General features: G+C 70.6%; 22 protein-coding genes. 13 read left to right on the top strand and 9 right to left on the bottom strand.

The features are described from left to right. Positions 1 to 129 precede the first annotated feature (129 nt). On the bottom strand, positions 130 to 1,017 hold the full coding sequence (gene panB, locus OG782_RS10170) for a 3-methyl-2-oxobutanoate hydroxymethyltransferase (protein WP_406449487.1): 888 nt from the start codon (positions 1,015 to 1,017) through the stop codon (positions 130 to 132). 195 nt (positions 1,018 to 1,212) lie between these two features. Here panB and OG782_RS10165 point away from each other — a divergent pair, with 195 nt between their 5' ends. From OG782_RS10165 to OG782_RS10150, 4 genes are all read left to right on the top strand, one after another. Continuing rightward, on the top strand, positions 1,213 to 2,817 hold the full coding sequence (locus OG782_RS10165) for an MFS transporter (RefSeq protein WP_406449486.1): 1,605 nt from the start codon (positions 1,213 to 1,215) through the stop codon (positions 2,815 to 2,817). An 80-nt stretch (positions 2,818 to 2,897) separates the two neighbouring features. Beyond that, positions 2,898 to 3,635: a TetR/AcrR family transcriptional regulator gene (locus OG782_RS10160; RefSeq protein WP_406449484.1), complete on the top strand. Its 738-nt coding sequence runs from the start codon at positions 2,898 to 2,900 to the stop codon at positions 3,633 to 3,635. A gap of 192 nt (positions 3,636 to 3,827) precedes the next feature. After that, positions 3,828 to 4,850, top strand: coding sequence for an endonuclease/exonuclease/phosphatase family protein (locus tag OG782_RS10155; RefSeq protein WP_406449482.1), 1,023 nt, complete (start codon positions 3,828 to 3,830; stop codon positions 4,848 to 4,850). A gap of 223 nt (positions 4,851 to 5,073) precedes the next feature. Next, positions 5,074 to 6,285, top strand: a complete 1,212-nt coding sequence (locus tag OG782_RS10150) for an MFS transporter (RefSeq protein ID WP_406449480.1) — start codon at positions 5,074 to 5,076, stop codon at positions 6,283 to 6,285. A 272-nt stretch (positions 6,286 to 6,557) separates the two neighbouring features. Here OG782_RS10150 and OG782_RS10145 read toward each other — a convergent pair whose 3' ends face one another. From OG782_RS10145 to OG782_RS10120, 6 genes are all read right to left on the bottom strand, one after another. Next, positions 6,558 to 8,312 carry an NAD+ synthase gene (locus tag OG782_RS10145; protein WP_406449478.1) on the bottom strand — a complete coding sequence of 585 codons (1,755 nt, stop codon included), beginning with the start codon at positions 8,310 to 8,312 and terminating at the stop codon, positions 6,558 to 6,560. Between the two features lie 79 nt (positions 8,313 to 8,391). Beyond that, entirely contained in the window at positions 8,392 to 9,960 is a 1,569-nt protein-coding gene (locus tag OG782_RS10140) for a multicopper oxidase family protein (protein WP_406449476.1), read from the bottom strand. 63 nt (positions 9,961 to 10,023) lie between these two features. Then, positions 10,024 to 10,506 carry a hypothetical protein gene (locus OG782_RS10135; protein ID WP_406449474.1) on the bottom strand — a complete coding sequence of 161 codons (483 nt, stop codon included), beginning with the start codon at positions 10,504 to 10,506 and terminating at the stop codon, positions 10,024 to 10,026. A gap of 107 nt (positions 10,507 to 10,613) precedes the next feature. Then, the gene (locus OG782_RS10130; RefSeq protein WP_406449472.1) at positions 10,614 to 11,039 is read right to left on the bottom strand and encodes a CBS domain-containing protein; all 426 of its coding nucleotides are present in this window, start codon (positions 11,037 to 11,039) and stop codon (positions 10,614 to 10,616) included. Positions 11,040 to 11,166: 127 nt separating this feature from the next. Then, positions 11,167 to 11,910: a DUF305 domain-containing protein gene (locus OG782_RS10125; RefSeq protein WP_406449470.1), complete on the bottom strand. Its 744-nt coding sequence runs from the start codon at positions 11,908 to 11,910 to the stop codon at positions 11,167 to 11,169. Then, positions 11,907 to 12,584, bottom strand: coding sequence for a DUF3105 domain-containing protein (locus tag OG782_RS10120; RefSeq protein WP_406449468.1), 678 nt, complete (start codon positions 12,582 to 12,584; stop codon positions 11,907 to 11,909). The genes OG782_RS10125 and OG782_RS10120 overlap by 4 nt, the downstream gene beginning before the upstream one ends. 242 nt (positions 12,585 to 12,826) lie before the next feature. Here OG782_RS10120 and glnA point away from each other — a divergent pair, with 242 nt between their 5' ends. The 8 genes from glnA to OG782_RS10080 all read left to right on the top strand — a co-directional run bounded on the left by glnA (position 12,827) and on the right by OG782_RS10080 (position 22,809). After that, a complete protein-coding gene (glnA, locus tag OG782_RS10115) occupies positions 12,827 to 14,188 on the top strand; it encodes a type I glutamate--ammonia ligase (protein ID WP_406449466.1) in 1,362 nt (453 codons plus the stop codon). A gap of 208 nt (positions 14,189 to 14,396) precedes the next feature. Beyond that, positions 14,397 to 14,774, top strand: a complete 378-nt coding sequence (locus tag OG782_RS10110) for a hypothetical protein (protein WP_406449464.1) — start codon at positions 14,397 to 14,399, stop codon at positions 14,772 to 14,774. A 74-nt stretch (positions 14,775 to 14,848) separates the two neighbouring features. After that, positions 14,849 to 16,069: a saccharopine dehydrogenase family protein gene (locus tag OG782_RS10105; RefSeq protein WP_406449463.1), complete on the top strand. Its 1,221-nt coding sequence runs from the start codon at positions 14,849 to 14,851 to the stop codon at positions 16,067 to 16,069. Positions 16,070 to 16,190: 121 nt separating this feature from the next. Further along, complete coding sequence (locus OG782_RS10100; protein ID WP_406449461.1) at positions 16,191 to 17,684, top strand: APC family permease; 1,494 nt, start codon at positions 16,191 to 16,193, stop codon at positions 17,682 to 17,684. Between the two features lies 1 nt (position 17,685). Then, on the top strand, positions 17,686 to 18,102 hold the full coding sequence (locus tag OG782_RS10095) for a universal stress protein (RefSeq protein ID WP_406449459.1): 417 nt from the start codon (positions 17,686 to 17,688) through the stop codon (positions 18,100 to 18,102). A 98-nt stretch (positions 18,103 to 18,200) separates the two neighbouring features. Continuing rightward, positions 18,201 to 18,422 carry a hypothetical protein gene (locus OG782_RS10090; protein ID WP_406449457.1) on the top strand — a complete coding sequence of 74 codons (222 nt, stop codon included), beginning with the start codon at positions 18,201 to 18,203 and terminating at the stop codon, positions 18,420 to 18,422. Between the two features lie 170 nt (positions 18,423 to 18,592). Then, positions 18,593 to 19,420 carry a putative protein N(5)-glutamine methyltransferase gene (locus OG782_RS10085; RefSeq protein WP_406449455.1) on the top strand — a complete coding sequence of 276 codons (828 nt, stop codon included), beginning with the start codon at positions 18,593 to 18,595 and terminating at the stop codon, positions 19,418 to 19,420. A gap of 395 nt (positions 19,421 to 19,815) precedes the next feature. Beyond that, on the top strand, positions 19,816 to 22,809 hold the full coding sequence (locus OG782_RS10080; protein WP_406449453.1) for a bifunctional [glutamine synthetase] adenylyltransferase/[glutamine synthetase]-adenylyl-L-tyrosine phosphorylase: 2,994 nt from the start codon (positions 19,816 to 19,818) through the stop codon (positions 22,807 to 22,809). A 239-nt stretch (positions 22,810 to 23,048) separates the two neighbouring features. Here OG782_RS10080 and OG782_RS10075 read toward each other — a convergent pair whose 3' ends face one another. Next, complete coding sequence (locus OG782_RS10075; protein WP_406458969.1) at positions 23,049 to 23,951, bottom strand: phosphatase PAP2 family protein; 903 nt, start codon at positions 23,949 to 23,951, stop codon at positions 23,049 to 23,051. A gap of 185 nt (positions 23,952 to 24,136) precedes the next feature. Further along, positions 24,137 to 25,165 carry a LacI family DNA-binding transcriptional regulator gene (locus OG782_RS10070; protein ID WP_406449451.1) on the bottom strand — a complete coding sequence of 343 codons (1,029 nt, stop codon included), beginning with the start codon at positions 25,163 to 25,165 and terminating at the stop codon, positions 24,137 to 24,139. Between the two features lie 382 nt (positions 25,166 to 25,547). Between OG782_RS10070 and OG782_RS10065 the strand changes: the two genes are divergently transcribed. Next, positions 25,548 to 26,825 (top strand): extracellular solute-binding protein, encoded by a 1,278-nt coding sequence (locus OG782_RS10065; protein WP_406449449.1) that lies wholly within the window; start codon positions 25,548 to 25,550, stop codon positions 26,823 to 26,825. Positions 26,826 to 26,832 lie beyond the last annotated feature (7 nt).

Raw genomic sequence — 26,832 nt, 5'->3', positions numbered from 1 at the left:
CAGTCCGCCTACAGCGGGCCGACAGCCTGCCTACAGCGGCCGACAGCCCGCCGACGGGGGAAGTCGGCGGGCTGTCGGTGGTGCGGCGGTGGTCATCGGTGGCCGTCGGGGCGCGGGGCCCCTCGGGCGTCAGTGGAAGGTGTGCTCCGGGGCGGGGAAGGTGCCGCCGGCGACCTCTTGCGCGTAGGCCTTCGCCGCGTCGCCCAGGATCTGGCGCAGGTCGGCGTACTGCTTGGTGAAGCGCGGCACCTTGCCGCCGGTCAGACCGACCATGTCGGTGTAGACCAGCACCTGGGCGTCGGTGTCGGGACCGGCGCCGATGCCGATGGTCGGGATGTGCAGGGTGCGGGTGACCTCGGCGGCCAGTTCGGCCGGTACGAGCTCCAGGACGACGGCGAACGCGCCCGCGTCCTGCACGGCCTTGGCGTCGCGCAGCATCTGCTGGGCGGCCTCCTCGCCGCGGCCCTGCACCCGGTAGCCCATCGCGTTGACGGACTGCGGGGTCAGGCCGATGTGGGCCATGACCGGGATACCGGCGTCGACCAGCAGCTTGATCTGCTCGTGGCTGCGCTCGCCGCCCTCCAGCTTGACCGCGCCGACCCCGGACTCCTTGATCAGCCGGGTGGCGTTGCGCAGGGCCTGGACGGGGCTCTCCTGGTACGAGCCGAAGGGCAGGTCGGCGACGATCAGGGCGCGCCTGGTGCCCCGGACGACGGCGGCGGAGAGGATGGCGATCTCGTCCATCGTGACGGGCACGGTGGTCTCGTAGCCGAGGTGACAGTTGCCCATGGAGTCGCCGACGAGCATGACCGGGATGCCGGCCTCGTCGAAGACGGACGCGGTCATCGCGTCGTAGGCGGTGAGCATGGGCCACTTCTCGCCGCGCTCGGTGGCGGCGGCGATGTCGTGGATGGTGACACGGCGGTTGCTCTTGCCTCCGTACAGCGCCTTGCTGCTGTCGGAGGGGGCTCCCGCGGGGGGTTGGGCGGACTGGTTCTGCGCAGCCTGAAGCGACATGGCCAACGGCTCCTTCGTCATCTCGAGGCACCCTGACGGCGTCCCCGGATCCCCTCCATGGTGGCATCCCGGAGCCCGTCACGGGAAGTGGCCCCGCACCCGGGTCCTGCGCCGGTATCCCGATGGCCGCACCGGCCGGTAAAGACTTTACAATACGAGACGGTCTCGTATCGAAATAAGGTTAGGCTGCTCACCATGTCCATACCGTCCGGCGCTCCCGCCGTCGTGCCCCAGGTCCCGGAGGCGGTCCACCGCCGCCGCTGGGCGATTCTCGCCGTCCTGATGTTCAGCCTGCTCATCGTGGTGCTGGACAACTCGATCCTGAACGTCGCCGTCAAGACGATCGCCTCCCCCTCGCCCACCGGGCTGGGCGCCACCCAGAGCGAGCTGGAGTGGGCGATCAACTCCTACACGCTCGTCTTCGCCGGGCTGCTCTTCACCGCGGGCCTCCTCGGCGACCGCCTCGGCCGCAAGAAGGTCCTGCTCTTCGGCATCGTCCTCTTCGGCATCGGCTCCGCCCTCGCCGCCATGTCCGGATCGCCCGGTGAACTCATCACCTGGCGCGCCCTGATGGGCTTCGGCGCCGCGTTCGTGATGCCGGCCACACTCGCCGTCCTGATGAACGTCTTCGAGCGCGACGAGCAGCCCAAGGCCATCGGCATCTGGGCCGGCAGCGTCGGTCTCGGCATCGCGATCGGTCCGATCACCGGCGGGCTGCTCCTGGAGCACTTCTGGTGGGGCTCGATCTTCCTGGTCAACGTGCCCGTCGTGATCATCGCGCTGGTCGCCATGGTGGTGCTCGTGCCGGACTCGAGGGACCCCAGGCCGGGGCGGCTCGACCCGTTCGGCGTGGTGCTCTCCATCATCGGCCTGGTGCTGCTGGTGTACGGCATCATCCGCGGCGGCGAGCTCGCCGACTTCACCGACGTCTCCGTACTCCTCCCGGTCATCGGCGGAATCGTCGTCCTGGTGGGGTTCGTCCTCCACGAGAAGCGCAGCAGCAGCCCGGCCATCGACATCTCGTACTTCAGGAAGCCGGCCTTCGCCGCCGCCGTCGCCGCCATCGCGCTGGTCTTCTTCGCTCTGATGGGGGTGACGTTCTTCTCCGCCTTCTACATGCAGAGCGTGCGCGGCTGGAGCGCGCTCCAGTCGGGGCTGCTGATCCTGCCGCTGGCCATCGCCCAGATGGTCTTCTCGCCCAGGGCCCGGTTCGTCGTCGACCGGTTCGGCGCCCGCGTCGTCTGCACGGTCGGGATGCTGCTGGTCGCGGGCGGACTGGCGGCGTTCGTACTGTTCGACGCCACCACCCCGGTCTGGGTGATGTGCCTCGTCTTCTTCGTCCAGGGCACGGGCATGGCGCATGTGATGCCGCCGGTCACCGTGGCCGTGATGCAGGCGCTGCCGCGCGAGAAGGCCGGCTCGGGCTCGGCCGTCAACAACACGTTCCGGCAGGTCGGCGGGGCGCTCGGGATCGCCGTCCTGGGCTCGGTGCTGTCCACCGTCTACCGCGGGGACATCGAGGGACACCTCGACGCGCTGCCGGCCGCTGCCAGGGACGTGGCGGGGGAGTCGATCGAGGCGACGCTCGGCGTCGCGGAGAAGATGGGTCCCGCGGGCACCCCGCTGGTCGCCGCCGCGCACGACGCCTTCATCAGCGCCATGCACGTCACGGCCATCGGCTCGGCGGTCGTCGCCCTGCTCGGAGCGATCGTGGTCGCCCTCTTCCTGCCGGGCAGGCCGCCCGCCGCGAAGGTGCCCGCACCGGACGAGCCGGCGGTGCCCGCGAACGCCGAACTGTGACACCGGCGGCCGCGCACGGCTGAAGGCGGCCGTATCCCCCCGGGTCGGCGAGAATCGGGGGCGGCGAAAGGTGGTTTCACGTGCAGGATCAGGCACCGGACCAGGACGACCGGGTCCCGGACGAGCAGGACCGGCAGGCCGGCGGCCGGTCCGGGCCGTCCGGGGACGAGCAGCAGGGCGGCGGCCACGGGGACGAGCACGAGCCCCGTCGCGGCCGCCCGCGCAGCGCGGCGGCCGAGCGGGCCATCCTGGACGCCGTCATCGAACTGCTGGAGGCCGGTGAGCCCCTCGCCGGCCTGTCCATCGAGCGGATCGCCCGCACCGCCGGGGTCGGCAAGGCCACCATCTACCGGCGCTGGAGCGGCAAGGAAGAGCTCTTCGTCGACGTACTGCGCGCGATCGAGCCGTCGGATCCCGAGGTCTCCGGCACCGGAGGCCTCGGTGATCTGCGGGTCCTGCTGGAGTCCATGCGCACCCGTGGCCTCGCCCAGCGCTCCTCGGTGCTGCTGCACAACGTCTTCGCGCAGATGAAGAGCCACCCCAAGCTGTGGGCCGCCTACCAGTGCACCGTGATCGCGCCCCGCCGGGTCGCCATGCTCGCCGCCGTCGGCCGGGCGGTCGAGGCCGGTGAGCTGCGGGGGGACACGGACGTGGAACTGATGGACGACCTGTTCCTCGGCCCCATGCTCGTACGCACCATTCACCGGCCGGACGCGCCGCTGCCCGAGGACCTCGCCGACCGCATCATCCGTCTGCTGATCGAGGGCCTCGGGCCGCGGCAGGCCGCCGTACAAGGGAAAGACGCAGGCCACGGCTGACGCGCCCGGACCGGTGCGAGTGTGATCGTTCTGTCACAAGCCCCCGCAGACCGCCTCCGGACGGAACCCGGGGTACCGCCTCTTTCGTCCTCGTGGCAGTACCGCCGTCGTCGACGGCGGGAAAGGCATCGCACATCGCCTAGGGTCGTGGGGCGCGGCGATGTGTACGGCGGAGCGAGTGAGGACAGCGCGATGGTGCAGGCGTACAGGGCGGACACCGGAAACGGCGGCGTGGGACCGCAGCGCTCCGGATCCCGTTTCCGGGACCTGCGCGACAGACTGGCCCGGGACCGGGGCATCTGGCGGCGCGGAATCGTCCTGGCCGGCTGTTCGGTCCTGCTGACCCTGGTGATGGTGTTCCACGCCCAGATCCCCAACACCATCGGCAACCTCGGCAGCCTCACCGAGACGTTCCTGCCCTGGCTCGCCGTCTTCGTCCCGCTGCTGCTGATCCTGGGGCTGGTACGCCGCTCGGCGACCGCCCTGATCGCCCTGCTGCTGCCGGTCTTGGTGTGGTTCAACGTCTTCGGCGGGCTGCTCACCGACAAGTCGGGCACCGGCGGCGACCTCACCGTCGCCACCCACAACGTCAACGCGGACAACGCCGACCCCACCGGAACCGCCCAGCAGGTCGCGGGCTCCGGCGCGGACGTCATCGCCCTGCAGGAGCTGCCGAGCGGCCAGGTGGCGACGTACGAGGCGGCGCTCGCCGGCCGCTTCCCGTACCACTCGGTGCAGGGGACCGTCGGCCTGTGGAGCAAGTACCCGATCAGTGACACCCGGCCGGTGGACATCAAGATGGGCTGGGTCCGCGCCATGCGGACCACCGTCACCACCCCCGAGGGAAAGATCGCCTTCTACGTCGCGCACCTGCCCTCGGTACGGGTCAAGCTGCACGCCGGATTCACGGCCAACCAGCGCGACCAGAGCGCCGACGCCCTCGGCGAGGCCATCGCGGACGAACCGCTGGAACGGGTCGCCCTGCTCGGCGACCTCAACGGGACCATGAACGACCGCTCGCTCAACGCGGTCACCTCCCAGATGCGCTCCACCCAGGGCGCGGCCGGTGACGGCTTCGGATTCAGCTGGCCCGCGTCGTTCCCGATGGCCCGGATCGACCAGATCATGGTGAAGGGCGTCGAGCCGATGTCGTCGTGGACGCTCCCCGCCACGGACAGCGACCACCTTCCGATCGCCGCCCGCGTCAAACTCTGAGGAAACGGTCCGTTTACCTCCTGGCACAAACTGTCTGAGAGTATTTGTTCCGATCGGGAACAAGGTCGCCGGCGAGGAAGCCGGTCCGTCACCGTGCGATCCGGCCCCGCCGGCCCGCGCCGGCGCACGCACGGCCGCGTTTCCTCCTGCCCCCTCCCGCATCCCCGGGCCCGCACGGGCCCGGCCGGAGCGCACGGGGCTCCCTTCGGAAAGGTCTCTCCTCATGCCTCTGGCTCTGCTCGCACTCGCGGTGAGCGCCTTCGGCATCGGTACTACGGAATTCGTGATGATGGGCCTGCTGCCCAATGTCGCGGACGATCTGGGCACCTCCGTTCCCACCGCGGGCTACCTCGTCTCGGCGTACGCGATCGGTGTGGTGCTCGGCGCCCCGCTGCTCACCGCCGTCGGCTCACGGATCCCGCGCAAACGGATGCTCCTGCTGCTGATGGCGCTCTTCACCATCGGCAACCTCGCCTCCGCGCTCGCCCCCGGCTTCGGCTGGCTGCTCGCCGGACGGCTGCTGGCCGGGCTGCCGCACGGCGCGTTCTTCGGTGTCGGCGCGGTCGTCGCCTCCCGACTGGTCGCCGAGGGGCGCCAGGCACGGGCCGTGGCGACGATGTTCCTCGGCCTGACCGTCGCCAACATCGTCGGCGTGCCGGCCGCCACCCTGCTCGGCCAGCACCTCGGCTGGCGGGCGACGTTCCTGGTGGTCGCGGTGATCGGGCTGTGCGCGATGGCAGCGCTCGCCCGCCTCGTCCCGCAGATCCCCGTCGAGGCCGACCAGAACGTCCGCCACGAACTGCGGGCGCTCGGCAACCGGCAGGTTCTGCTCGGGCTGCTCACCGCGGTCTTCGGCTTCGCCGGGGTCTTCGCCGTGTACTCCTACCTCTCGGCGATGACGACCGAGGCGATGGGCTTCGGCGAGTCCTCCGTGACGCTGGTGCTGGCGCTCTTCGGCATCGGCATGACCCTGGGCGCGCTCGCCGCCGGCCCGCTCACGGACCGGGCGCTGCGGCCGACCCTGTACGGATCGCTGGGCGCGCTCGCCGTCGTCCTGGTCGTCTTCCCCTTCGCCGCCCATGTGCAGTGGGCCGCGCTGGTGATGGTGGTGCTGCTGGGCGGGGTCGGCTTCATGACGACCACGCCGCTGCAGATGCTCGTCATGAACAAGGCGAAGGAAGCCCCGACCCTGGCGTCCGCCTCCAACCACTCCGCCTTCAACCTGGCCAACGCCGGCGGCGCCTGGCTGGGCGGGGTGGCCATCGCGGCAGGGTGGGGCTGGACGTCCCCGGCCCTGGTCGGCGCGGTCCTGGCCGTGGCGGGCCTCGCGGTCGCGGTCACGGCGGGCGCCCTGGACCGCGACCGGACCCCGTCGCGGGTGGTGGCCCGAGCGGCAGCATCCACCCCGCGGAAATCCGAGGCAGACGCGCACTGAGCCCCACGCCAATCAAAGCCCGCCCGGCACATCAACTCCGACCCCGGCAAAACCAAGCCCGCCCGGCACATCAACTCCGACCCCGGCCAAAACAAGCCCGCCCGGCACATCAAGTCCGACCCCGGCCAGATCAAGCCCGTCCGGCGATTGAGGACAAGACCTCGGCCGGGGGGCGGCACACCAAGCCTGAGCCCGGCACAACCAAGCCCGTCCGGCGATTGAGGACAAAGCCCCGGCCGGACGGGCCCGCAGTCACACCCCACCCCCCGGCGTCAGCCGGACTCGCGCCACCGGTTAGTGATCGGCAGCCGCCGGTCCTTGCCGAAGCCCTTGGGCGAGATCTTCGTGCCCGGCGGATACTGCCGGCGCTTGTACTCCGCCGTGTCCACCATCCGCAGCGTCTTCGTCACCAGCGCCTCGTCGAACCCGGCCGCGACGATCGTGTCGAGCCCCTGGTCCCGGTCGACGTACAGCTCCAGGATCCGGTCCAGCACGTCGTAGTCGGGCAGCGAGTCCGAGTCGACCTGGCCGGGGCGCAGCTCCGCGCTGGGCGGCTTGGTGATGGAGGCCTCCGGGATCGGCGGGGTCTGCCCGCGCTCCTCGGCGGCCCGGTTGCGCCACTTCGCCAGCCGGAAGATGGACGTCTTGTAGACGTCCTTGATCGGGCCGTACGCGCCGACCGAGTCCCCGTACAGCGTCGAGTAACCGACCGCCAGCTCCGACTTGTTGCCGGGCGCCAGGACGATCTGGCCCTCCTGGTTGGAGACGGCCATCAGCATCGTGCCGCGCAGCCGCGCCTGGAGGTTCTCCTCGGCGAGACCGGTGAGCCCCAGCGAACCCATGTACGCGTCGAACATCGGCTCGATCGGTACGGTCCGGAAGTTCAGTCCGGTACGCCGGGCCAGCTCGGCCGCGTCGCCCTTGGAGTGGTCCGAGGAGTACTTCGACGGCATCGAGATGCCGTACACGTGCTGCGCGCCCAGGGCGTCGCAGGCGATCGCCGCGACGAGCGCCGAGTCGATCCCGCCGGAGAGACCGATCAGCACACTGCTGAAGCCGTTCTTCGCCGCGTACGCCCGCAGGCCCACCACGAGCGCGGTGTACAGCTCCTCGTCGTCGTCGAGCCGGTCCGCGTACCCGCCGGTGAGCTCCGCCTCGTACGGCGGCAGCGGCTTCTCGGAGAGGACCACGTGGTCGATCCGCAGACCGTCGTTCACCACACCCGACGGGGCCTCGGCCGCGGCGGCGGGCAGGTCGAGGTCGAGGATCACGCTTCCCTCGGCGAACTGCGGTGCACGCGCGATCACTTCGCCGTTCCTGTCGACGACGATCGAGTCGCCGTCGAAGACCAGCTCGTCCTGGCCGCCGATCATCGCCAGATACGCGGTCGTGCAGTCGGCCTCCTGGGCCCGCTTGCGGACCAGTTCCAGCCGGGTGTCGTCCTTGTCCCGCTCGTACGGCGAGGCGTTGATGGACAGCAGCAGCCCGGCTCCGGCGGCCCGCGCGGCCGGCACCCGGCCGCCGTCCTGCCAGAGGTCCTCGCAGATCGCGAGCGCCACATCGATGCCGTGCACCCGCACGACGGGCATCGAGTCACCCGGCACGAAGTACCGGAACTCGTCGAAGACGCCGTAGTTGGGCAGGTGGTGCTTGGCGAAGTTCAGCGCGATCCCGCCGCGGTGCAGCACCGCGGCGGCGTTGCGCGGGGACCCGGCGGGCTGGCCGTAGCGCGGAGCCGGGAACTCGGAGCGGTCGAGGTAGCCGACGACGACCGGGAGTTCCCCGAAACCCTCCTCGTCGAGGCGGGCGGCGAGCGCACGCAGCGCGTCGCGCGACGCCTCGACGAAGGAGGACCGCAGGGCCAGGTCCTCGACGGGGTAACCGGTCAGCACCATCTCGGGGAACGCCACCAGGTGGGCGCCCTGTTCGGCGGAGTGCCGGGTCCAGTGGACGATCGCCTCGGCATTGCCGGCGAGGTCACCGACGGTCGAGTCGATCTGATTCAGTGCGAGGCGTAGTTGAGGCACGCCGCCCAGTCTAATCGTCTGACTGACGCGATGTCCCGGCGGGCCGTGTAAAAAGACCTGCGGCCCGCCGGGACCCCGGTCAGCGGCGGTAGCCGACGACCGTCATCATGCCCGCCTCCGCGTGGTACAGGTTGTGGCAGTGGAGCATCCACAGCCCCGGGTTGTCCGCGTCGAAGTCCACCGTCAGCGACTGCCGGGGCAGCACGATCGCGGTGTCCTTGCGGGCCCCGGAGGCGCCACCGGCCAGGGCGAAGGTGTGCCCGTGCAGATGGATGGGGTGCCACATCGCGGTCGCGTTCCGGAACTCCAGCCGGACCCGCTCCCCGGCCTTCACCGGATGGCGCTGGTCGGCGGTGTACGGCTTCCGGTCGAAGGCCCAGTCGTACGCCTCCATGGACCCGGTCAGCCGGATCCGCACCGTCCGGTCGGGCTTCCGGCCGGACAGGGCCACGGACGCGTCGGGGGTCAGCCGGTCCGCCGTCACCAGCTCACCGTTCAGCTCCTTCGGCTGTACGGAGGCGCCGGGCGCGGCGCCGCCCCCGGTGCGCAGCAGCGCCATCGCGGAGGCCTTCTTGCCCTCGGCCAGCGCGGTCAGCGGGAACACCCCGTCCCCGGCGGTGACCAGCACGTCGTACCGCTCGCCCATGCCGATCAGCAGGGCGTCCGTCGTGGTGTGCCGCACCGGGAAGCCGTCGGTGTGCGTCACCGTCATCCGGTGGCCGCCGAGCGCGACCCGGAAGGCGGTGTCGCCGCCCGCGTTGATGATCCGCAGCCGGATCCGGTCGCCCGGCCGGGCGGTGAGGGCGGACGGGTCCTCGGGGGTGCGGCCGTTGATGAGGTAGTACGGGTAGCCGACATCGCCCGCGTCGCCGCCGAGCAGCCTGCTGGTGGCGCCCATCAGCATCCGTGACGGGCCGCCGTCGCCGGACGAGGACGGCGCTGGCATGGCGTGCCCGCTGTGGCCGCTGCCCCCGGTGAGCTCCTTGAGCACCGCGTCGGGGGTGGAGCCGTCCACCCCGTCGAGCCAGTCGTCCAGGACGACGACCCACTCCTTGTCGTACGACAGGGGCTCCTTCGGGTCCTCGACGATCAGCGGCGCGTACAGACCGCGGTCCAGCTGGACGCCCGAGTGCGGGTGGACCCAGTACGTGCCGGGGTCCGGCACCGCGAACCGGTAGGCGAAGTCCGCCCCCGGCTCGACGGCCCGCTGGGTCAGCCCCGGGACCCCGTCCATGTCGTTGCGCAGGCGGAGTCCGTGCCAGTGGAGTGTGGTCGTCTGCGGCAGGTGGTTGGCGAGGGTGAGGGCGAGCGTGTCGCCCGCGGTGACCCGGATCTCCTGTCCGGGCAGCCGGTCCCCGTACGCCCAGGAGCTGACGGTGCGGCCGCCGCCCAGGTCGAGCCGGGACGGGGTCGCGGTCAGGGTGACCTTGCGTTCGGGGCCGGCGCCCCGCCGCTTCTCGGCCGCCGCGACCTCGGGTCCGTCGGGGGCGACGTATCCCGCGGGGGCCGTGGTGCCGGAGGGCCCCGCGTGGTCCATGCCGGAGTGGTCGGTGGGTGTTGCGCCGTCGGAACAGGCGGCGAGAACTCCCGTACCGGCAAGGGCGAGTGAAGCGCCGAGTACGGCGCGGCGGGTGTGCTGAGCGGACATGACTGAGTGCACCTCAAAGACGTTGTCGGTGTGCTGAGGACGGGCGGGCGCGCGGTGCGCCGCCTATATCCGCAGTACCGACAGACCGATGAGGACGGCCTTGGGCGGCCGGGGCGGGGGAGGGGGCCGCGGCTTTCGCGGCGAACGGGCTCCGGCGGATCCCGGTTGCCGGCCGGCGGTCCGTCGCACGACCAGCAGTGCGGCGAGCAGGGCGAGACCCCACACGGACAGCACGGCCAGACAGACGGCCATCGGGTCCATGCCCCGCATCGGATCCGGCAGGACCGGCCGCTGGGCCTGCGGGGTCATCGGGGCCGCCGTGTCCCCGGCCGCCCTGTCCGCAGACTGCATGTGCGCGGCCGGCATGTCCAATGCGGTCAGGTCCGCGGCCGTCATGTCCACGGCGGTCAGGTCCGAGGCCGTCATGGCGGTTCCCGGGCCGCTGTGCTCCGAGGGGTGCCCGGCCGTGTGCATGGTGAAGATCCCGAAGAGCAGCGCGGCGAACAGCAGCAGCTGCCGGAATCGCGCACACCTCGTCCCGGACATGCGGGCCACCCTACCCCCACCGGGTATATGAACGGCGATGGCCCGCCACCCCGCGCGCGGCGGCGCGGCGGGGGCCTGGCGGGCCGTCCGGTCGTACGCCGTGCCGGTCAGCCGCGGGAGTAGACCTTCTCCGCCCAGCCGGCGATCTGGTCCTCGGAGAGGTGCTGGGCCAGATCGGCCTCGCTGATCATGCCGATCAGCATCTTGTTCTCGACGACCGGAAGCCGCCGGATCCGATGGTTCTGCATCTCCTCCAGCACCTCCTCCACGCCCGCGTCCGCCTCGATCCAGCGCGGTGTGCCCTGGGCGAGGTCGCCCGCGGTGACCTTCGACGGATCATGGCCCATCGCCACACAGCCGACCACGATGTCGCGGTCCGTGAGGATGCCGACCATCCGGTCCTGCTCGCCGTTGGCCGAGATGGGGAGCGCGCCGACGTTCTGCTCGCGCATCATCTGGGCGGCGCGGTCGAGGGTCTCGTGCGCCGGGATCCAGCTGGCGCCGGTGTGCATGATGTCCTTGGCGGTGGTCATGAGGGATTCCTCCTGCGTGCCGGTGGGCACTGCCGTACGACCCCGAGCGAACCCATCGTCATGGGCCCGTTCGGAGTACGCGACCGCTATCACCCATTCGGGTGCATTCGCGGGGCGGGGGAACCTTTCACTTCCGGGGCGCCGAGCCGCGATCCGCCAGCATCCGGGCCATCGCGTCCAGCTCGGACTGCTGGGATTCGACCATCCCCCGGGCCAGCCGCTTCTCCGCCTTCACGGTGCACCGTTCGGCGCAGCCGCGGGCCATGTCGATGCCGCCCTTGTGGTGGTCGGTCATCAGCTGGAGGTACAGGATCTCGGCCTGCCGGCCACTGGCCTCGCGTAGCCGGCCGAGCTCGGTACGGGTCGCCATGCCGGGCATGAGGGAACCGTCGTGGGCCCGGTAGCCGGCGTCCATCCCGTCCATGCCGTCCATCTCGCCCATGCCGTCCGTGTCATGCCCGTCGTGCCCGTTGTGCCCACCGCCGCCACCGGCCATCCAGGCCATCGGCTCCTGTCCGGCGGCCGCCTTCGGCAGCTCCCACAGATCGAGCCAGCCGAGCAGCATGCCCCGCTGGTTGGCCTGGGTGTTGGCGATGTCGTACGCGAGACGGCGCACGTCCTCGTCCTTCGTGCGGTCCCGCACGATGAAGGACATCTCCACGGCCTGCTGGTGGTGGACCGACATGTCGCGGGCGAACCCGGCGTCCGCCGAATCCGACGCGGGGGTGCGCGGGGCGGAGGCGGCCGGGTGATGGTCCGCCCCGTCGTCCCGCGCGGAGGCGACCGTCGCCGCCCCCGCGAACAGCACCGCGAGGGCGACGGCGCAACCCGCCGCCCACCGGGTGCGCCGGGTGCGCTGCGAAACCGTCACTGGGCCCCCAGCCCGCCGGTGCACGCCGCGCCCGGCTCCGGCGTCTGCGGCCCCTGCACGTACTTGGCGAAGAACTGGGCCACCCGGCGGTCGTCGGCGCTGTCCACCGTGACCTGCTTGCCCCAGGCGCTCAGCATGATGGTGCCGGCCTGGTCCTTGTACGGGCTCATCAGCGAGTACGGGGTCGTCGCGACCCGCTCGGCGAGCTTGTCCACATCGGCGGCGGCGGCCTTGTCCGTGTACGTCACCCACACCGAGCCGTGCTCCAGCGCGTGCACGGCGTTCACGTCGGGGATGGCCTTCTTGTATACCTCGCCGTCGCAGTTCATCCAGACCGGGCTGTGGTCACCGCCGACCGGAGGCTTCATCGGGTACGTGACGGTCTCGGTGACGTGGTTGCGGGTCAGCTTCTTCGCGTCCCACGTCTTCATGCCCTCGATCGGCTCGGCGGCCAGCTTCTGCTTCTCCGCCTCGGACTGCTTCACGTCCTTCGCGTCCGCCGCCTTCTGGTCCGCCGAGGCCTGCGACCTGTCGATCAGCGTGTAGCTGCCGAAGGCGACGAGACCTGCGACGACGACGGCGCTGAGGCTTATGACCAGCACACGGTTGCGGCGGTCCTGCGCGCGGTCGGCGTTGCGCATCTGCTCTATGCGGGTCCTGCGGTCGAAGCTCATGTCTGGGTCCTTCTGCGAAGGGGCGATGAGGGGACGGAACGGATGGAGAAACCGGTGGGCACGGGGCAGTTGCGAGACCGCCGAGCCCCTTGCACACCATGGCCGTCGATCGTAGTGGGTGGCCGAGTGCTCCATCTCACGCCGGGTGCGTAATCTGGGGGAAATCCGGGGTCGCGATACTGGGGGCGCTCCCCTACCCCGGGAGGTGGTGCACGGACCGTCTGAACTGCAAGGATGTGGCTATGGACAAGCAGCAGGAATTCGTCCTCAGGACACTTGAGGAGCGTGACATCCGGTTCGTTCGGCTGTGGTTCACCGATGTGCTCGGTTACCTCAAGTCCGTCGCCGTGGCCCCTGCCGAGCTGGAACAGGCGTTTGACGAGGGCATCGGCTTCGACGGCTCGGCCATCGAGGGCTTCGCCCGGGTGTACGAGTCGGACATGATCGCCAAGCCGGACCCGGCCACGTTCCAGATCCTGCCCTGGCGCGCGGAGGCCCCCGGCACGGCCCGGATGTTCTGCGACATCCTGATGCCCGACGGCTCGCCGTCCTTCGCCGACCCGCGCTACGTGCTCAAGCGCATCCTGGCCAAGACCTCCGACCTGGGCTTCACCTTCTACACCCACCCGGAGATCGAGTTCTTCCTGCTGAAGAACAAGCCGGTCGACGGCACCCGCCCCACCCCCGCGGACAGCTCCGGCTACTTCGACCACACCCCGCAGAACGTCGGCATGGACTTCCGCCGCCAGGCGATCACCATGCTCGAATCGATGGGCATCTCGGTCGAGTTCAGCCACCACGAGGGCGCCCCCGGCCAGCAGGAGATCGACCTGCGGTACGCGGACGCGCTCTCCACCGCCGACAACATCATGACGTTCCGCCTGGTCATGAAGCAGGTCGCGCTGGAGCAGGGCGTGCAGGCGACGTTCATGCCGAAGCCGTTCTCGGAGTACCCCGGCTCGGGCATGCACACCCACCTCTCCCTCTTCGAGGGCGACCGCAACGCGTTCTACGAGTCCGGCGCCGAGTACCAGCTCTCCAAGGTCGGCCGCTCCTTCATCGCGGGCCTGCTCAAGCACGCCGCGGAGATCTCCGCCGTGACCAACCAGTGGGTCAACTCCTACAAGCGCATCTGGGGCGGCTCCTCCCGCGCCGCGGGCGCCGGCGGCGAGGCCCCCTCGTACATCTGCTGGGGCCACAACAACCGCTCCGCGCTGATCCGGGTCCCGATGTACAAGCCCGGCAAGACCGGCTCGGCCCGCGTCGAGGTCCGCTCCATCGACTCCGGCGCCAACCCCTACCTGACGTACGCGGTGCTCCTGGCCGCGGGCCTCAAGGGCATCGAGGAGGGCTACGAGCTCCCGGCCGGCGCCGACGACGACGTCTGGGCCCTGTCCGACGCCGAGCGCCGCGCGATGGGCATCGAGCCGCTGCCGCAGAACCTGGGCGAGGCGATCGCGCTGATGGAGAAGAGCGAGCTGGTCGCCGAGACGCTCGGCGAGCACGTCTTCGACTTCTTCCTGCGCAACAAGAAGCAGGAGTGGGAGGAGTACCGCAGCGAGGTCACGGCCTTCGAGCTGAAGGCGCTGCTGCCGGTGCTGTAGGCGCCGCCGGCGCCGGTGGATGTGTGTACGGCCTCGGGCCGGCGGTCTCGCACCGTCGGCCCGAAGGTGTCTGACGGGTTCGCCGCCGACGTCCCGTTCCCCCGGTGCCTCGCGATCCGGCCGTCGGCCGCGGGAGGCCGGGCCGGAGCCGGCCCCGGAAGGACGCGCTCCGCAGGCGTGGCGCCGCGGGTCCGCCGACGGTGGATCCATGGCACCTGCTGAACCGCCGCCGCGCCGCCGCCTGCGCACGGAACGGATCGCCGCCGCGGTCGCCGTGCCGGCACTCGTCGTGTCCGCCCTGAGCCTGATGCAGGCGCGTGACGCGAGCAACAAGGCGCAGCGGCAGGCGGATCGCGAGCAGGCGGTCAGGAACAGCTTCATCCGGCAGTCGAACGCCGACGGTACGGAGACCCTGAGCATCGCCAACCACGGGCACCTCCCCATCCACGACATCACACTGACGTTTCCCGACGGCGACTGCATCGACGTGGGAGCGATGGACGGGTGCACCGTCCGGTGGGTCACGCCGCTGACCGACGCCGGAACAGGAAGCGGGACGTCAAGGCCGAGTTCCTCGCCGGGATGAACACCTCGCAGATCGAGCACTGCGCCTGAGACGATCCCGGCAGATCGTCCGAACAGCTGAAGGAGTGGTGTCCCATGCGCGTCCTCTTGGTCGGAGCCGGAGGCGTCGGCACGGCGATCACAAGGATCGCGGCCCGCCGGCCGTTCTTCGAGCACATGACCGTCGCCGACTACGACCCCGGGCGGGCCGAGAGCGCCGTCGCGGCCCTGGGGGAGCGGGGGGACCGGTTCGGCGCTGTCCGGCTGGACGCCTCGGACGGTGCGGCCGTGCGTGCCGCCCTTCGCGAGCACCGCTGCGACGTACTGCTCAACGCCACCGATCCCCGTTTCGTGCTCCCCCTCTTCGAGGCGGCTCTCGACAGCGGCGCGCACTACCTCGACATGGCCATGTCCCTGTCCCGGCCGCATCCCTCCCGTCCGTACGAGGAATGCGGGGTCAAGCTCGGCGACGCGCAGTTCGAACGCGCCGCGGAGTGGGAGGCGGCGGGACGGCTCGCGCTCGTGGGCATGGGTGTGGAGCCCGGCCTCTCCGATGTGTTCGCCCGGTACGCCTCCGACGAACTCTTCGACGAGATCGAGGAGATCGGGATCCGCGACGGAGCGAACCTCACCGTGGACGGCTACGACTTCGCCCCGTCCTTCAGTATCTGGACGACCATCGAGGAGTGCCTGAACCCGCCGGTGGTGTACGAGCAGGAGCGCGGCTGGTACACCACGGCGCCCTTCAGCGAGCCGGAGATCTTCGACTTCCCCGAAGGCATCGGGCCCGTCGAGTGCGTCAACGTGGAGCACGAGGAGGTGCTGCTCGTCCCGCGATGGCTGAAGGCCCGTCGGGTCACGTTCAAGTACGGGCTCGGCGACGAGTTCATCGGGGTGCTCCGTACGCTCCACATGCTGGGGCTGGACCGGACCGAACCCGTGTCCGTGCAGAGCGGTCCCGGCCGGGCCGCGGTCTCGCCCCGTGACGTGGTCGCCGCCTGTCTGCCCGACCCGGCCGGACTCGGCGAGCGGATGCACGGCAAGACCTGCGCGGGGACCTGGGTGAAGGGCCTCAAGGACGGCCGGCCGCGGGAGGTCTACCTCTACCACGTCGTCGACAACCAGTGGTCGATGCGGGAGTACGGCTCCCAGGCGGTCGTCTGGCAGACCGCGATCAACCCGGTTGCCGCACTCGAACTCATCGCGGGCGGCGTCTGGAGCGGCAGCGGGGTGCTGGGCCCCGAGGCCCTGCCGCCCCGGCCGTTCCTGGACCTGCTGACCGAGTACGGCGCACCCTGGGGCATCCGCGAGCAGTGAACGGTGGTGCGTACATCCGCCGCACGGCCGGTCCGTGGATGTGCGCACCCGGAGCCGCCTCAATAGCATCAGAAACGCATGTTCCACCTCATTCCCGGGCCCGTGACCGTAGCGAGGGCACATGGCGAAGGACCTTGCCGAACCAGCGCGGCCGGCCACCCTGAAGGCCAACGCGATCGGCTTCGTCGACGCGCTCGTCATCGGACTGAACGCCACCTCCCCGGCCTACTCCGTGGCGGCCGTCATCGGGCCGATCGTGGCGCTCGTCGGCATCTACGCACCCGGCGTGCTCTTCGCCTCCTTCGTACCGATGCTCTTCATCGCGTCGGCGTTCTACTACCTGAACAGGGTCGACCAGGACTGCGGGACGACGTTCTCCTGGGTGACCCGCGCGATGGGGCCGTGGACCGGGTGGCTCGGCGGATGGGCCATCACGATGACCGGGGTGCTCGTGGTGGGGTCCCTGGCGGACGTCGCCGTCAGCTTCGGTCTGCTGGCCGTCGGACTCGACAGCTGGGCCGACAACACCTTCGTACGCCAACTGCTCACCGTCATCCTGATCCTGGTGATGACGGGCCTGTGCGTCATCGGCACCGAGCTGTCGGCCAAGGTGCAGAACGTCCTGATCCTGGCCCAGGTGGCCTTCCTGCTGATCTTCGTCGTCGTCGCGCTCTACCGCGTCTACGCGGGCACGACGTCGTTCGACTCCATCCACCCCTCGGCCTCGTGGCTCAACCCCTTCGGAGCGGGCGGTGCGGCCCTCACCAGCGGGCTGCTGCTGGGGGTGTTCATCTACTGGGGCTGGGAATCGGCCGTCAACCTCACCGAAGAGGTCGAGGACTCGGCGACCGCCCCCGGCAAGGCCGGTGTGTGGTCGACCGTCATCCTGCTGGTGACGTATCTGTCCGTCGGCTTCGCGGTCGTCGCGTTCGCCGGAACGGCGTATCTGGCCGAGAACGCCGGCGAGGAGGAGTTCGTCTTCGCGCTGCTCGCCCGCCAGGTCATGGGCGGCTGGGACTGGGTCGTCCTGCTCGCGGTCGCGACGTCCGCGCTCGCCTCGACCCAGACCACCATCATCCCCGCCTCCCGCACCGCGCTGTCGATGGCCCGCAGGCACGCGCTGCCGGAGCACTTCGCCCGGATCAACCCGCGGTTCCGGACACCCGACGTGAGCACCTGGTGGGTGGCCGGCATCGCCATCGCCTGGTACCTCGTCGTCAACCGGATCAGCGAGAACGCCCTCTTCGACTCGCTGACGGCGCTGTCCCTGCTGATCGCCTTCTACTACGCGCTGACCGGAGTGGCCTGCGCGGTCTACTACCGGCGCCATCTGACCGAGAGCGTACGGAGCTTCCTGCTCATCGGCCTCGGCCCGCTGATCGGATCCGGTCTGCTGACCTGGCTGCTCGTGCGGTCCGTCATCGACATGTCGGACCCGGCCAACTCCTACAGCGGCACCTCGTGGTTCGGCCTCGGACCGCCGCTCGTCATCGGCATCTGCATCAGCGCCGCCGGTGTGCTGCTGATGGTGGTGTGGCGGCTGAGGTCGCCCGTGTTCTGGAACGAGCGCCGCGGTGTGGTCGACCCCGGCCTGGTCCACGGCAAGGAGTCCTGAGATGTCCGTGGTCCTCGGCTACGACGAGTCACCCGGCGCCGCACGCGCCCTGCGCATCGCGATCGAGGTGGCCGCCGCGTACGGCGAACCGCTGGTCCTGGTCTACGGGGCGGCGCCGCCCGGCCCCTCCGGCGAGGAGTACCGGGCCCATTACGAGGCCGTCCGCCAGGCCGGACGGTCGGGTCTTGAGCGTGCGCTCGCCGCAGCCGAGGAGGCGGGCGTGCCGGCCACCGTCGAGGTCATCGACCGGAGTCCGGCGCAGGCCCTGATCGCGGCCGCCGCACGCCACGGGGCGCGCGTCATCGTGGTGGGCAGCTGGGGCGAGAGCCCGATACGCGGGGCACTGCTCGGCTCCACCCCGCACAAGCTCCTGCACCTGTCGGCCGTTCCGGTGCTCTGTGTGCCGACGGAGGACTGAATCGAGGTGGACTGAATCGAGGTGGACCGGACCTGTCCGATCACCGACAATGGCCGTACGGCTGCCGTGCCGGAACGGGCCGTGGACGGGGGAAACCGATGACCGAAGTCCTGGTACTGCTCGGGCTGCTGCTCGCCACGATCGTCTTTCTGATCGTGAGGCTGACACGCAGGCAGCGCCGTACGGAGAACTTCGACGGCCAGCAGATCGAACGCCACCACAGCGCGGAGATCCGCAACATCCGCGCGGCCAACACCTCGATCGCCGTCCACAACCGCCTCATCGACGGCGGCAACGACTGGCGGCCCGGGAAGCGTTGACCGGGGCCCGGCTGGGGTAGTGTTTCGCATCCCCGCACGGGGACGTACCGAAGGAGGTGGGACCCATTACCGCTGTATCAGGCTGGGTGCTCACCCCTCATGAACGTGTGGCCGACCGGACGTAACCGGCCGCGGAGCACCCATCGGCATTTTCCGAAAGGCTCCGCTCCATGCCGGTCCCGCTGTCATCCCTCGCCCTCTCCTCCCTCGTCACCACCCTCCGATCCGCCGGCTGCGTGTTCGCCGAGGACGAGGCCGCCCTCATCGCCTCCACCGCGACGAACCCCGCCGAACTCGCCGCCATGGCGGAACGGCGGATCGCCGGCCATCCCCTGGAACACGTCCTCGGCTGGGCCGAGTTCAACGGTCTGCGGATCGCCGTGGACCCCGGCGTCTTCGTCCCCCGCCGCCGCACCGAATTCCTGATCCGCCAGGCCGCGGAACTGGCCCCGAGCCCGGCCGTCGTGGTCGACCTCTGCTGCGGTTCGGGCGCGCTCGGCGCCGCACTCGCCGCGGCGCTGGACGGGGTCGAACTCCACGCCGCCGACGTCGAACCCGCCGCCGTGCGCTGCGCCCGGCGCAACATCGGCGACCTGGGCCGGGTCTACGAGGGCGACCTCTTCGCCCCCCTGCCCGGCTCCCTGCGCGGGCGCGTCGACGTGCTCCTCGCCAATGTGCCGTACGTACCGACCGGCGATGTCGCCCTGCTGCCCGCCGAGGCGCGCGTCCACGAACCGCTCGTCGCCCTCGACGGAGGGGGCGACGGCCTCGACGTCATGCGACGGGTGGCCGCCGGGGCGCCGCGGTGGCTCGCCCCCGGTGGCAGCCTGCTCGTCGAGACCAGCGAGCGGCAGGCGGCACGGGCCGAGGAGGCAGTGGGCAGCAGCGGACTCGTCCCGCGGGTGGTCACCTCCGAGGAGCTCTGCGCCACCGTCGTCATCGGGACGCGCCCCTTGCCGGGGCGGGGGGTTCCGTCCTCAATCGCCGGACGGGCTTGATTGGTGCGGGTTTCCCCGTGGGGTGCGCGCCCCCACCGTGGGTGGGGGTGGGGGCCCTCCGGGGAGACTCCTCAAAAATGGCGTGTGCACCCGACGACGAACGGGGACCCGGGTCGTACGCCATTTTCTGCGGGGACTCCCCTGCACGCCCCCACCCTGCATCAGTCGCGTCTGCACACCGGCTCTGAGACTGTCGCAGACGCACGCCGGACCCCCACCCACCGGGCCACGGCGCCCCGCGGGGGCACCCGCACCAAAGCCCGTCCGGCGATTGAGGACGGAACCCCGCACCAAGGACCGGGGTCATGAAACGTGCCGGGCACTCCACGGGAACATCAGGGCCCGGCTAGGCTCGGAAGACTGGAAGGTGATCGGGCGGCGGGCAGGAGCGCGGAATGACGACGTTGCCGGGGCGCAGGAGCAGCACGTTCACCCGACTGCTGCGGCACGGATTCACCGATCCGTCCGCCGCCGAGCGGCTGCTCGACCTGCCGGACCTGTCCACCGTACGGTCCGACCCGGTTCTCCTCGAGGCCCTCGGCGCCACCGCCGACCCCGATCTCGCACTGCGCGGCGTCGTCCGGCTCGTCGAGGCCGAGGAGCCCGCCGAGCGGCAGGTCCTGCTGGACACCCTCGTCACCGCCAAGCCCCTGCGGGACCGGCTGCTCGGTGTGCTCGGGGCGTCCGAGGCGCTCGGTGACCACCTGGCCCGCCACCCGCGCGACTGGCAGGCCCTCGTCACGTACGAGGCCGCGGATCTGCACCCCGGAGTGGCCGAGTTCGAGCACGAGCTGGCCGGGGCCGACGACCAGGACGCCTTGCGTGTCGGCTACCGGCGGTGCCTGCTGTCGATAGCGGCCCGTGACGTGTGCGGCACGACGGACGTCGCCGAGACCGCCGCCGAGCTGGCCGACCTGGCCACGGCGACACTGCGGGCCGCGCTCGCCATCGCCCGCGCGGCCGCCCCCGCCGACGCCGCGCTGTGCCGGCTCGCCGTCATCGCCATGGGCAAATGCGGCGGTCACGAGCTGAACTACGTGTCCGACGTCGACGTCATCTTCGTCGCCGAACCCGTCGACGGCGCCGAGGAGAGCAAGGCCATCCAGGCCGCCACCCGGCTCGCCGCGCACATGATGCGGATCTGCTCCGACACGACCGTCGAGGGCACCATCTGGCCCGTCGACGCCAACCTCCGCCCGGAGGGCCGCAACGGTCCCCTGGTGCGCACGCTCTCCTCGCACCTCGCCTACTACCAGCGCTGGGCCAAGACCTGGGAGTTCCAGGCGCTCCTCAAGGCCCGGCCCGTCGCCGGCGACCCCGAGCTGGGCGCCCAGTACGTCGAGGCCGTCTCACCGCTCGTCTGGCAGGCCGCGGACCGTGAGAACTTCGTCCCCGACGTCCAGAAGATGCGCCGCCGCGTCATCGACACCATCCCCGCCGACCGGGTCGACCGCGAGATCAAACTCGGTCCCGGCGGACTGCGCGACGTCGAATTCGCCGTCCAGCTGCTCCAGCTCGTACACGGCCGCAGCGACCCCACCCTGCGCAGCGGATCGACCCTGGAGGCGCTGGGAGCGCTCGCCGAGGGCGGATACGTGGGGCGGGTGGACGCCGTACAGATGGACGACGCCTACCGCTTCCTGCGCGCGATGGAACACCGCATCCAGCTCTACCGGCTGCGCCGCACCCATCTGGTCCCGGAGGACGAGCCGGACCTGCGGCGGCTCGGACGCAGCCTCGGCATGCGCACCGACCCCATCGCCGAGCTCAACCAGGCCTGGAAGCGGCACGCCTCCGTGGTGCGAAGGCTGCACGAGAAGCTGTTCTACCGGCCGCTGCTCGACGCGGTGGCCCAGCTCGCGCCGGGCGAGTCCCGGCTCAGCACGAAGGCCGCCGCACACCGGCTGGGGGCCCTCGGCTACGAGGACCCGGCGGCCGCCCTGCGGCATCTGGAGGCCCTGTCCTCCGGGGTGTCGCGCAAGGCCGCCATCCAGCGCACGCTGCTGCCGGTGCTGCTCGGCTGGTTCGCCGACTCCGCCGACCCGGACGCCGGACTGCTCGGCTTCCGCAAGGTGTCCGACGCGCTCGGCAAGACCCCCTGGTACCTGCGGCTGCTGCGGGACGAGGGCGCGGCCGCGGAGAACCTCGCCCGGGTCCTGTCGGCCGGCCGGCTCGCCCCCGACCTGCTGTTGCGCGCCCCCGAGGCGGTCGCGATCCTGGGCGACCCGCAGGGACTGAAGCCGCGCAGCCGGGACCACCTGGAGCAGGAGGTGCTGGCCGCGGTGGGGCGCGCCGAGGACGCGGAATCGGCGGTGGCGGTGGTGCGCGGAGTGCGCCGGCGCGAGCTGTTCCGTACGACGGCCGCGGACCTCATCGGCTCCTACGGCACGGAGGAGAACCCCGCCGAACCCGACCCCGGGGCCCTCGTCGACCGGGTCGGCAGCGCGGTCACCGATCTGAACGCCGTCACGATCGCCGGGGCGCTGCGCGCCGCCGTCCGCGCGGAGTGGGGCGACACCCTGCCCACCCGGTTCGCGGTGATCGGCATGGGCCGATTCGGCGGCCATGAGCTCGGCTACGGCTCCGACGCGGACGTCCTGTTCGTGCACGCGCCCCGGGACGGCGTCGACGACCAGGAGGCGAGCCGGGCCGCGAACCGGGTGGTCGCCGAGATGCGCAGGCTCCTCCAGCTGCCCACCGCGGACCCGCCGCTGCTCATCGACGCGGATCTGCGCCCCGAGGGCAAGAGCGGACCGCTGGTGCGCACCCTGAAGTCGTACGAGGCGTACTACCGGCGCTGGTCGCTGGTCTGGGAGAGCCAGGCCCTGCTGCGCGCCCAGCCGATGGCGGGCGACCTGGACCTGGGCCGCGACTTCATCGAGCTCATCGACCCGCTGCGGTACCCGGTGGAGGGGCTGGGCGAGGACGCGGTCCGTGAGATCCGGCGGCTGAAGGCACGGATGGAGTCCGAGCGGCTGCCGCGCGGCGCGGACCCGACGCTCCACACGAAGCTGGGGCGGGGCGGGCTGAGCGACGTCGAGTGGACGGTCCAGCTGATGCAGATGCAGCACGGCTGGGCGGTTCCCGGGCTGCGGACCACCCGGACCCGGGAGGCGCTGGCCGCGGCGTGTGCGGCCGGGCTCATCCCGGGGGAGGAGGCGCAGACGCTGGACGAGGCGTGGGTGCTGGCGACGCGGGTCCGCAACGCGGTGATGCTGGTGCGGGGGCGGCCGGGCGACACGTTCCCCTCCGGGGCGCGGGAGGTGGCCGCGGTGGGGCGGTATCTCGGGTACGAGCCCGGGCATGTCGGGGACATGCTGGACGACTACCGGCGGATTACGCGGAGGGCGCGGGCGGTGGTGGAGGAGCGGTTCTACGGGGCGGTGTGAGGGGGCCCCTTGCGGGGCCGGGTTCGGGTGGGGCGGTGCGGGTGGGGCGGTGCGTGTGCGGGTGCGGGTGCGGGTGCGCCGGGGTTTTCGGGGCGCTGCCCCGGACCCCGCTCCTCAATCGCCGGAGGGGCTTGAGATGGGTCCCCGCTCCTCAATCGCCGGAGGGGCCTGAGATGGGTCCCCGCTCCTCAATCGCCGGAGGGGCTTGAAATTCCGGAGGGGCTTGAGATGCTCCGGGCTCAGTTGCGGCCCGCCGCTGTCTTGGGGGTGTGGGGGCGGGTGGTGAGGGCGGCCAGGCGGGGGCGGCGGGTGGGTTTCGGGGGGATCAGTTTCGGCAGGTGGTGCGGAAGCGATCCGTACCAGGCGTACGACACCGCGTAACCGAAGGCCAGGCAGGCCATGCCGCCCACCGCGTCCAGCCAGAAGTGGTTCGCCGTCGACACGATCACGAGCAGCGTGACCATCGGGTAGACCAGGCCCAGGATGCGCGCCCAGGGCGCGGAGGCCAGGGCGAAGACGGTCAGGCCACACCACAGCGACCAGCCGATGTGCATCGACGGCATCGCCGCGTACTGGTTCGACATGTTCTTGAAGTTGCCCGACGCCATCGAACCCCAGGTCTGGTGGACCATGACCGTGTCGATGAAGTTGCTGCCGTTCATCAGCCGGGGCGGGGCCAGCGGGTAGAGGTAGTAGCCGAGCAGCGCGACCGCCGTCGTCGCGAACAGCGCCAGACGGGCTGCCGCGTAGCGGCCGGGGTGGCGGCGGAACAGCCACACGAGCACACCGATGGTGACGACGAAGTGCAGTGTCGCGTAGTAGTAGTTCATCGACACGATCAGCCATGTCACCGAGTTGACGGCGTGGTTGACCGACTGCTCCACGGCGATGCCCATGAACCGCTCGACCGACCAGAGCCAGTCCGCGTTGGCCAGGGCCGCGGCCTTCTGTTCGGGGACGGCGTTGCGCACCAGTGAGTACAGCCAGTAACTGACCGCGATGAGCAGGATTTCGAACCAGATGCGGGGCCGCCGGGGCGACCGCGGGGAGCGGAGTCCTGACAGGCCGCGGTCGAGCAGTCTGCCGATCCGGTTCGCCTTGCCGTTCTGCTTCGCGTTCGCCTCGGGAGCCGCCTCGTTCACGATGGGTGACGGGGTGGCCTCCGTGCGGCCTTCCTGTGGTTTCACGCTCAATTCACCCATAGGCATAGAGTCTGCCAGATTTACCCCCTTCGCCCGATGATCCTCGGGTCGGGAGCGGGTTGCACGTCCTGCGGGCTGCTGACGGGCGTGGGATCCTTGGAAGGCCGGTGCGGCGGAGGGATGCGTCAGACCGCGTCGGGGCCGGGACCTGCGGCTGTCGAGCCGCGCACGACCAGCTCCGGCATGAAGACGAACTCGCTGTGCGGGGCGGGTGTGCCGCCGATCTCCTCCAGGAGCGTGCGCACCGCGGCCTGGCCCATCGCCGTGACCGGCTGCCGGATCGTCGTCAGTGGCGGATCGGTGAACGCTATGAGCGGAGAGTCGTCGTAGCCGACCACCGACAGATCGCGCGGGACGTCCCTGGAGAGCCGGCGGGCGGCCCGGATCGCACCGAGCGCCATCATGTCGCTCGCGCACACGACCGCCGTGCAGCCACGCTCCATCAGCGCCGAGGCGGCCGCCTGGCCGCCCTCCAGCGTGTACAGAGAGTGCTGGATCAGCTCCTCCACCTCGTCCGGGGTGAGGTTCAACTGCTCCCGCATCGTGGCGTGGAAGCCCTCGATCTTGCGGAGCACCGGGACGAAGCGCTTCGGTCCGACCGCCAGGCCGATCCGGGTGTGGCCCAGTGAGACCAGGTGTGTCACCGCCAGCCGCATCGCGGCCCGGTCGTCCGGTGAGATGAACGGCGCCTGCACCTTGGGCGAGAAACCGTTCACCAGAACGAAGGGGACACCCTGGGCGCGCAGTTGCTCGTAGCGCTGCATATCGGCCGAGGTGTCGGCGTGCAGGCCGGAGACGAAGATGATGCCGGAGACGCCCCGGTCGACCAGCATCTCCGTGAGCTCGTCCTCGGTGGAGCCGCCGGGGGTCTGGGTCGCCAGCACCGGGGTGTAGCCCTGCCGCGTCAGTGCCTGCCCGATGACCTGGGCGAGCGCCGGGAAGATGGGGTTCTCGAGCTCGGGAGTGATCAGACCGACGAGTCCGGCGCTGCGCCTGCGCAGACGTACGGGGCGTTCGTAGCCGAGGACGTCGAGTGCGGCGAGTACGGATTCGCGGGTGGCCGCAGCAACACCGGGCTTGCCGTTCAGTACGCGGCTGACCGTAGCTTCGCTGACCCCCGCCTGAGTTGCGATATCGGCAAGCCGTGCGGTCATGGGACTGGACTGTACCGGGAGCGGGTCGGATTGCCCACCATGCACTGGAATCGGGCGACAGCGCCCGGAGATTGCGCTCATGTGCCGCCCGGGGCACAGACGTCCCGCCGCCCGACGGCAACATCTTGCAAGACCTTGCGAGGCGGGTCTGTCGGCTGCGGTCAGATCGTCACACTACGGAATTGCGGGCTCTGGCCTGCTCCTGCCAGGGAGAGGGTGCTCCCGTCAAGAGGCTTGACGGCAACCGTGAGGACACGCGAATGTAACGATCGCCGGGGCTTGCAGAAATCTTCCGCAAACTCTTTCGGCCTTCTTTCATCCTTGTTACGTTCACGTCGACCCGGCGCCGCGACGGAGCGGTACGGCAGTTGAAGGAGTTCAGATGCGACGTGGCATAACGGCCACCGCCCTGGTCGCGGCCCTGGCGCTCGCGGCGACCGCCTGCGGCAGCGATGACGACGGTTCCAACGGCACCACCAAGGGCTCGGGCGAGCTCTCGGGCACCGTCACGTGGTGGGACACCTCCACCGCGGGCAGCGAGGACAAGGTCTTCAAGAAGATCGCCGAGGGCTTCGAGAAGGAGCACCCGAAGGTCGACGTCAAGTACGTCAACGTGCCCTTCGGTGATGCGCAGAACAAGTTCAAGAACGCTGCGCAGTCCGGCTCCGGCGCCCCCGACGTGATCCGCTCCGAGGTCGCCTGGACCCCCGAGTTCGCGGACCTCGACTACCTCGCCCCGCTGGACGGCACCACCGCCCTGGTGAAGCAGGACGACTTCCTGAAGCAGGCCGTCGCATCCACCAAGTACAACGGCAAGACGTACGCGGTGCCGCAGGTCATCGACTCCATGGGCATCTTCTACAACAAGAAGATCTTCAAGGAGGCCGGTGTCGAGGTCCCGAAGTCGATCGACGAGCTGAAGACCGTCTCGAAGAAGATCAAGGACAAGACCGGCAAGACCGGCTTCTACCTGCGCGGCGACGACGCGTACTGGTTCCTGTCCTTCCTCTACGGCGAGGGCGGCGACATGGTCGACGCCAGCAACAAGTCCGTCACCATCGACAACGCGGCCGGCGTCAAGGCGATGAAGGTCGTCAAGGACCTCGTCGACTCGGGTGCCGCGAAGACCGACGCGACGGACGGCTGGGAGAACATGCAGTCGTCCTTCAAGGACGGCGACGTCGCGATGATGATCAACGGCCCGTGGGCCGTCGCCGACACGTACACCGGCAAGGAGTTCAAGGACAAGGCGAACCTGGGCGTCGCCCCGGTCCCGGCCGGCTCCGTCGCCCAGGGTGCCCCGCAGGGTGGTCACAACCTGGCCGTCTACGCCGGTTCCAAGAACCTCGACGCCTCCTACGCCTTCGTCGACTACATGACCTCCGTCAAGACGCAGGCCCAGGTCACCAAGGAGCTCAACCTCCTGCCGACCCGCACCTCCGCCTACGCCGAGGAGTCCGTCGTCGACAACGAGATCGTCGGCTTCTTCAAGCCGGTCGTCGAGAGCGCCGTCGAGCGCCCCTGGATCCCGGAGACCGGCAGCCTCTTCGCGCCGCTCGTCACCGAGTACACCAAGGTCCTCACCGGCCAGACCTCCCCGGAGAAGGCCGTCGAGACGACCGGCGACTCCTACCGCAAGCTCCTCAAGGGCTGGAAGTAACTCAGGA

The organism is Streptomyces sp. NBC_00876 (genome assembly GCF_045207435.1).
In the GTDB taxonomy this organism is placed as follows: Bacteria; Actinomycetota; Actinomycetes; order Streptomycetales; family Streptomycetaceae; genus Streptomyces.
The sequence above is the reverse complement of the archived record's forward strand: the minus strand, read 5'-3'. Positions and strand labels throughout refer to the sequence as shown.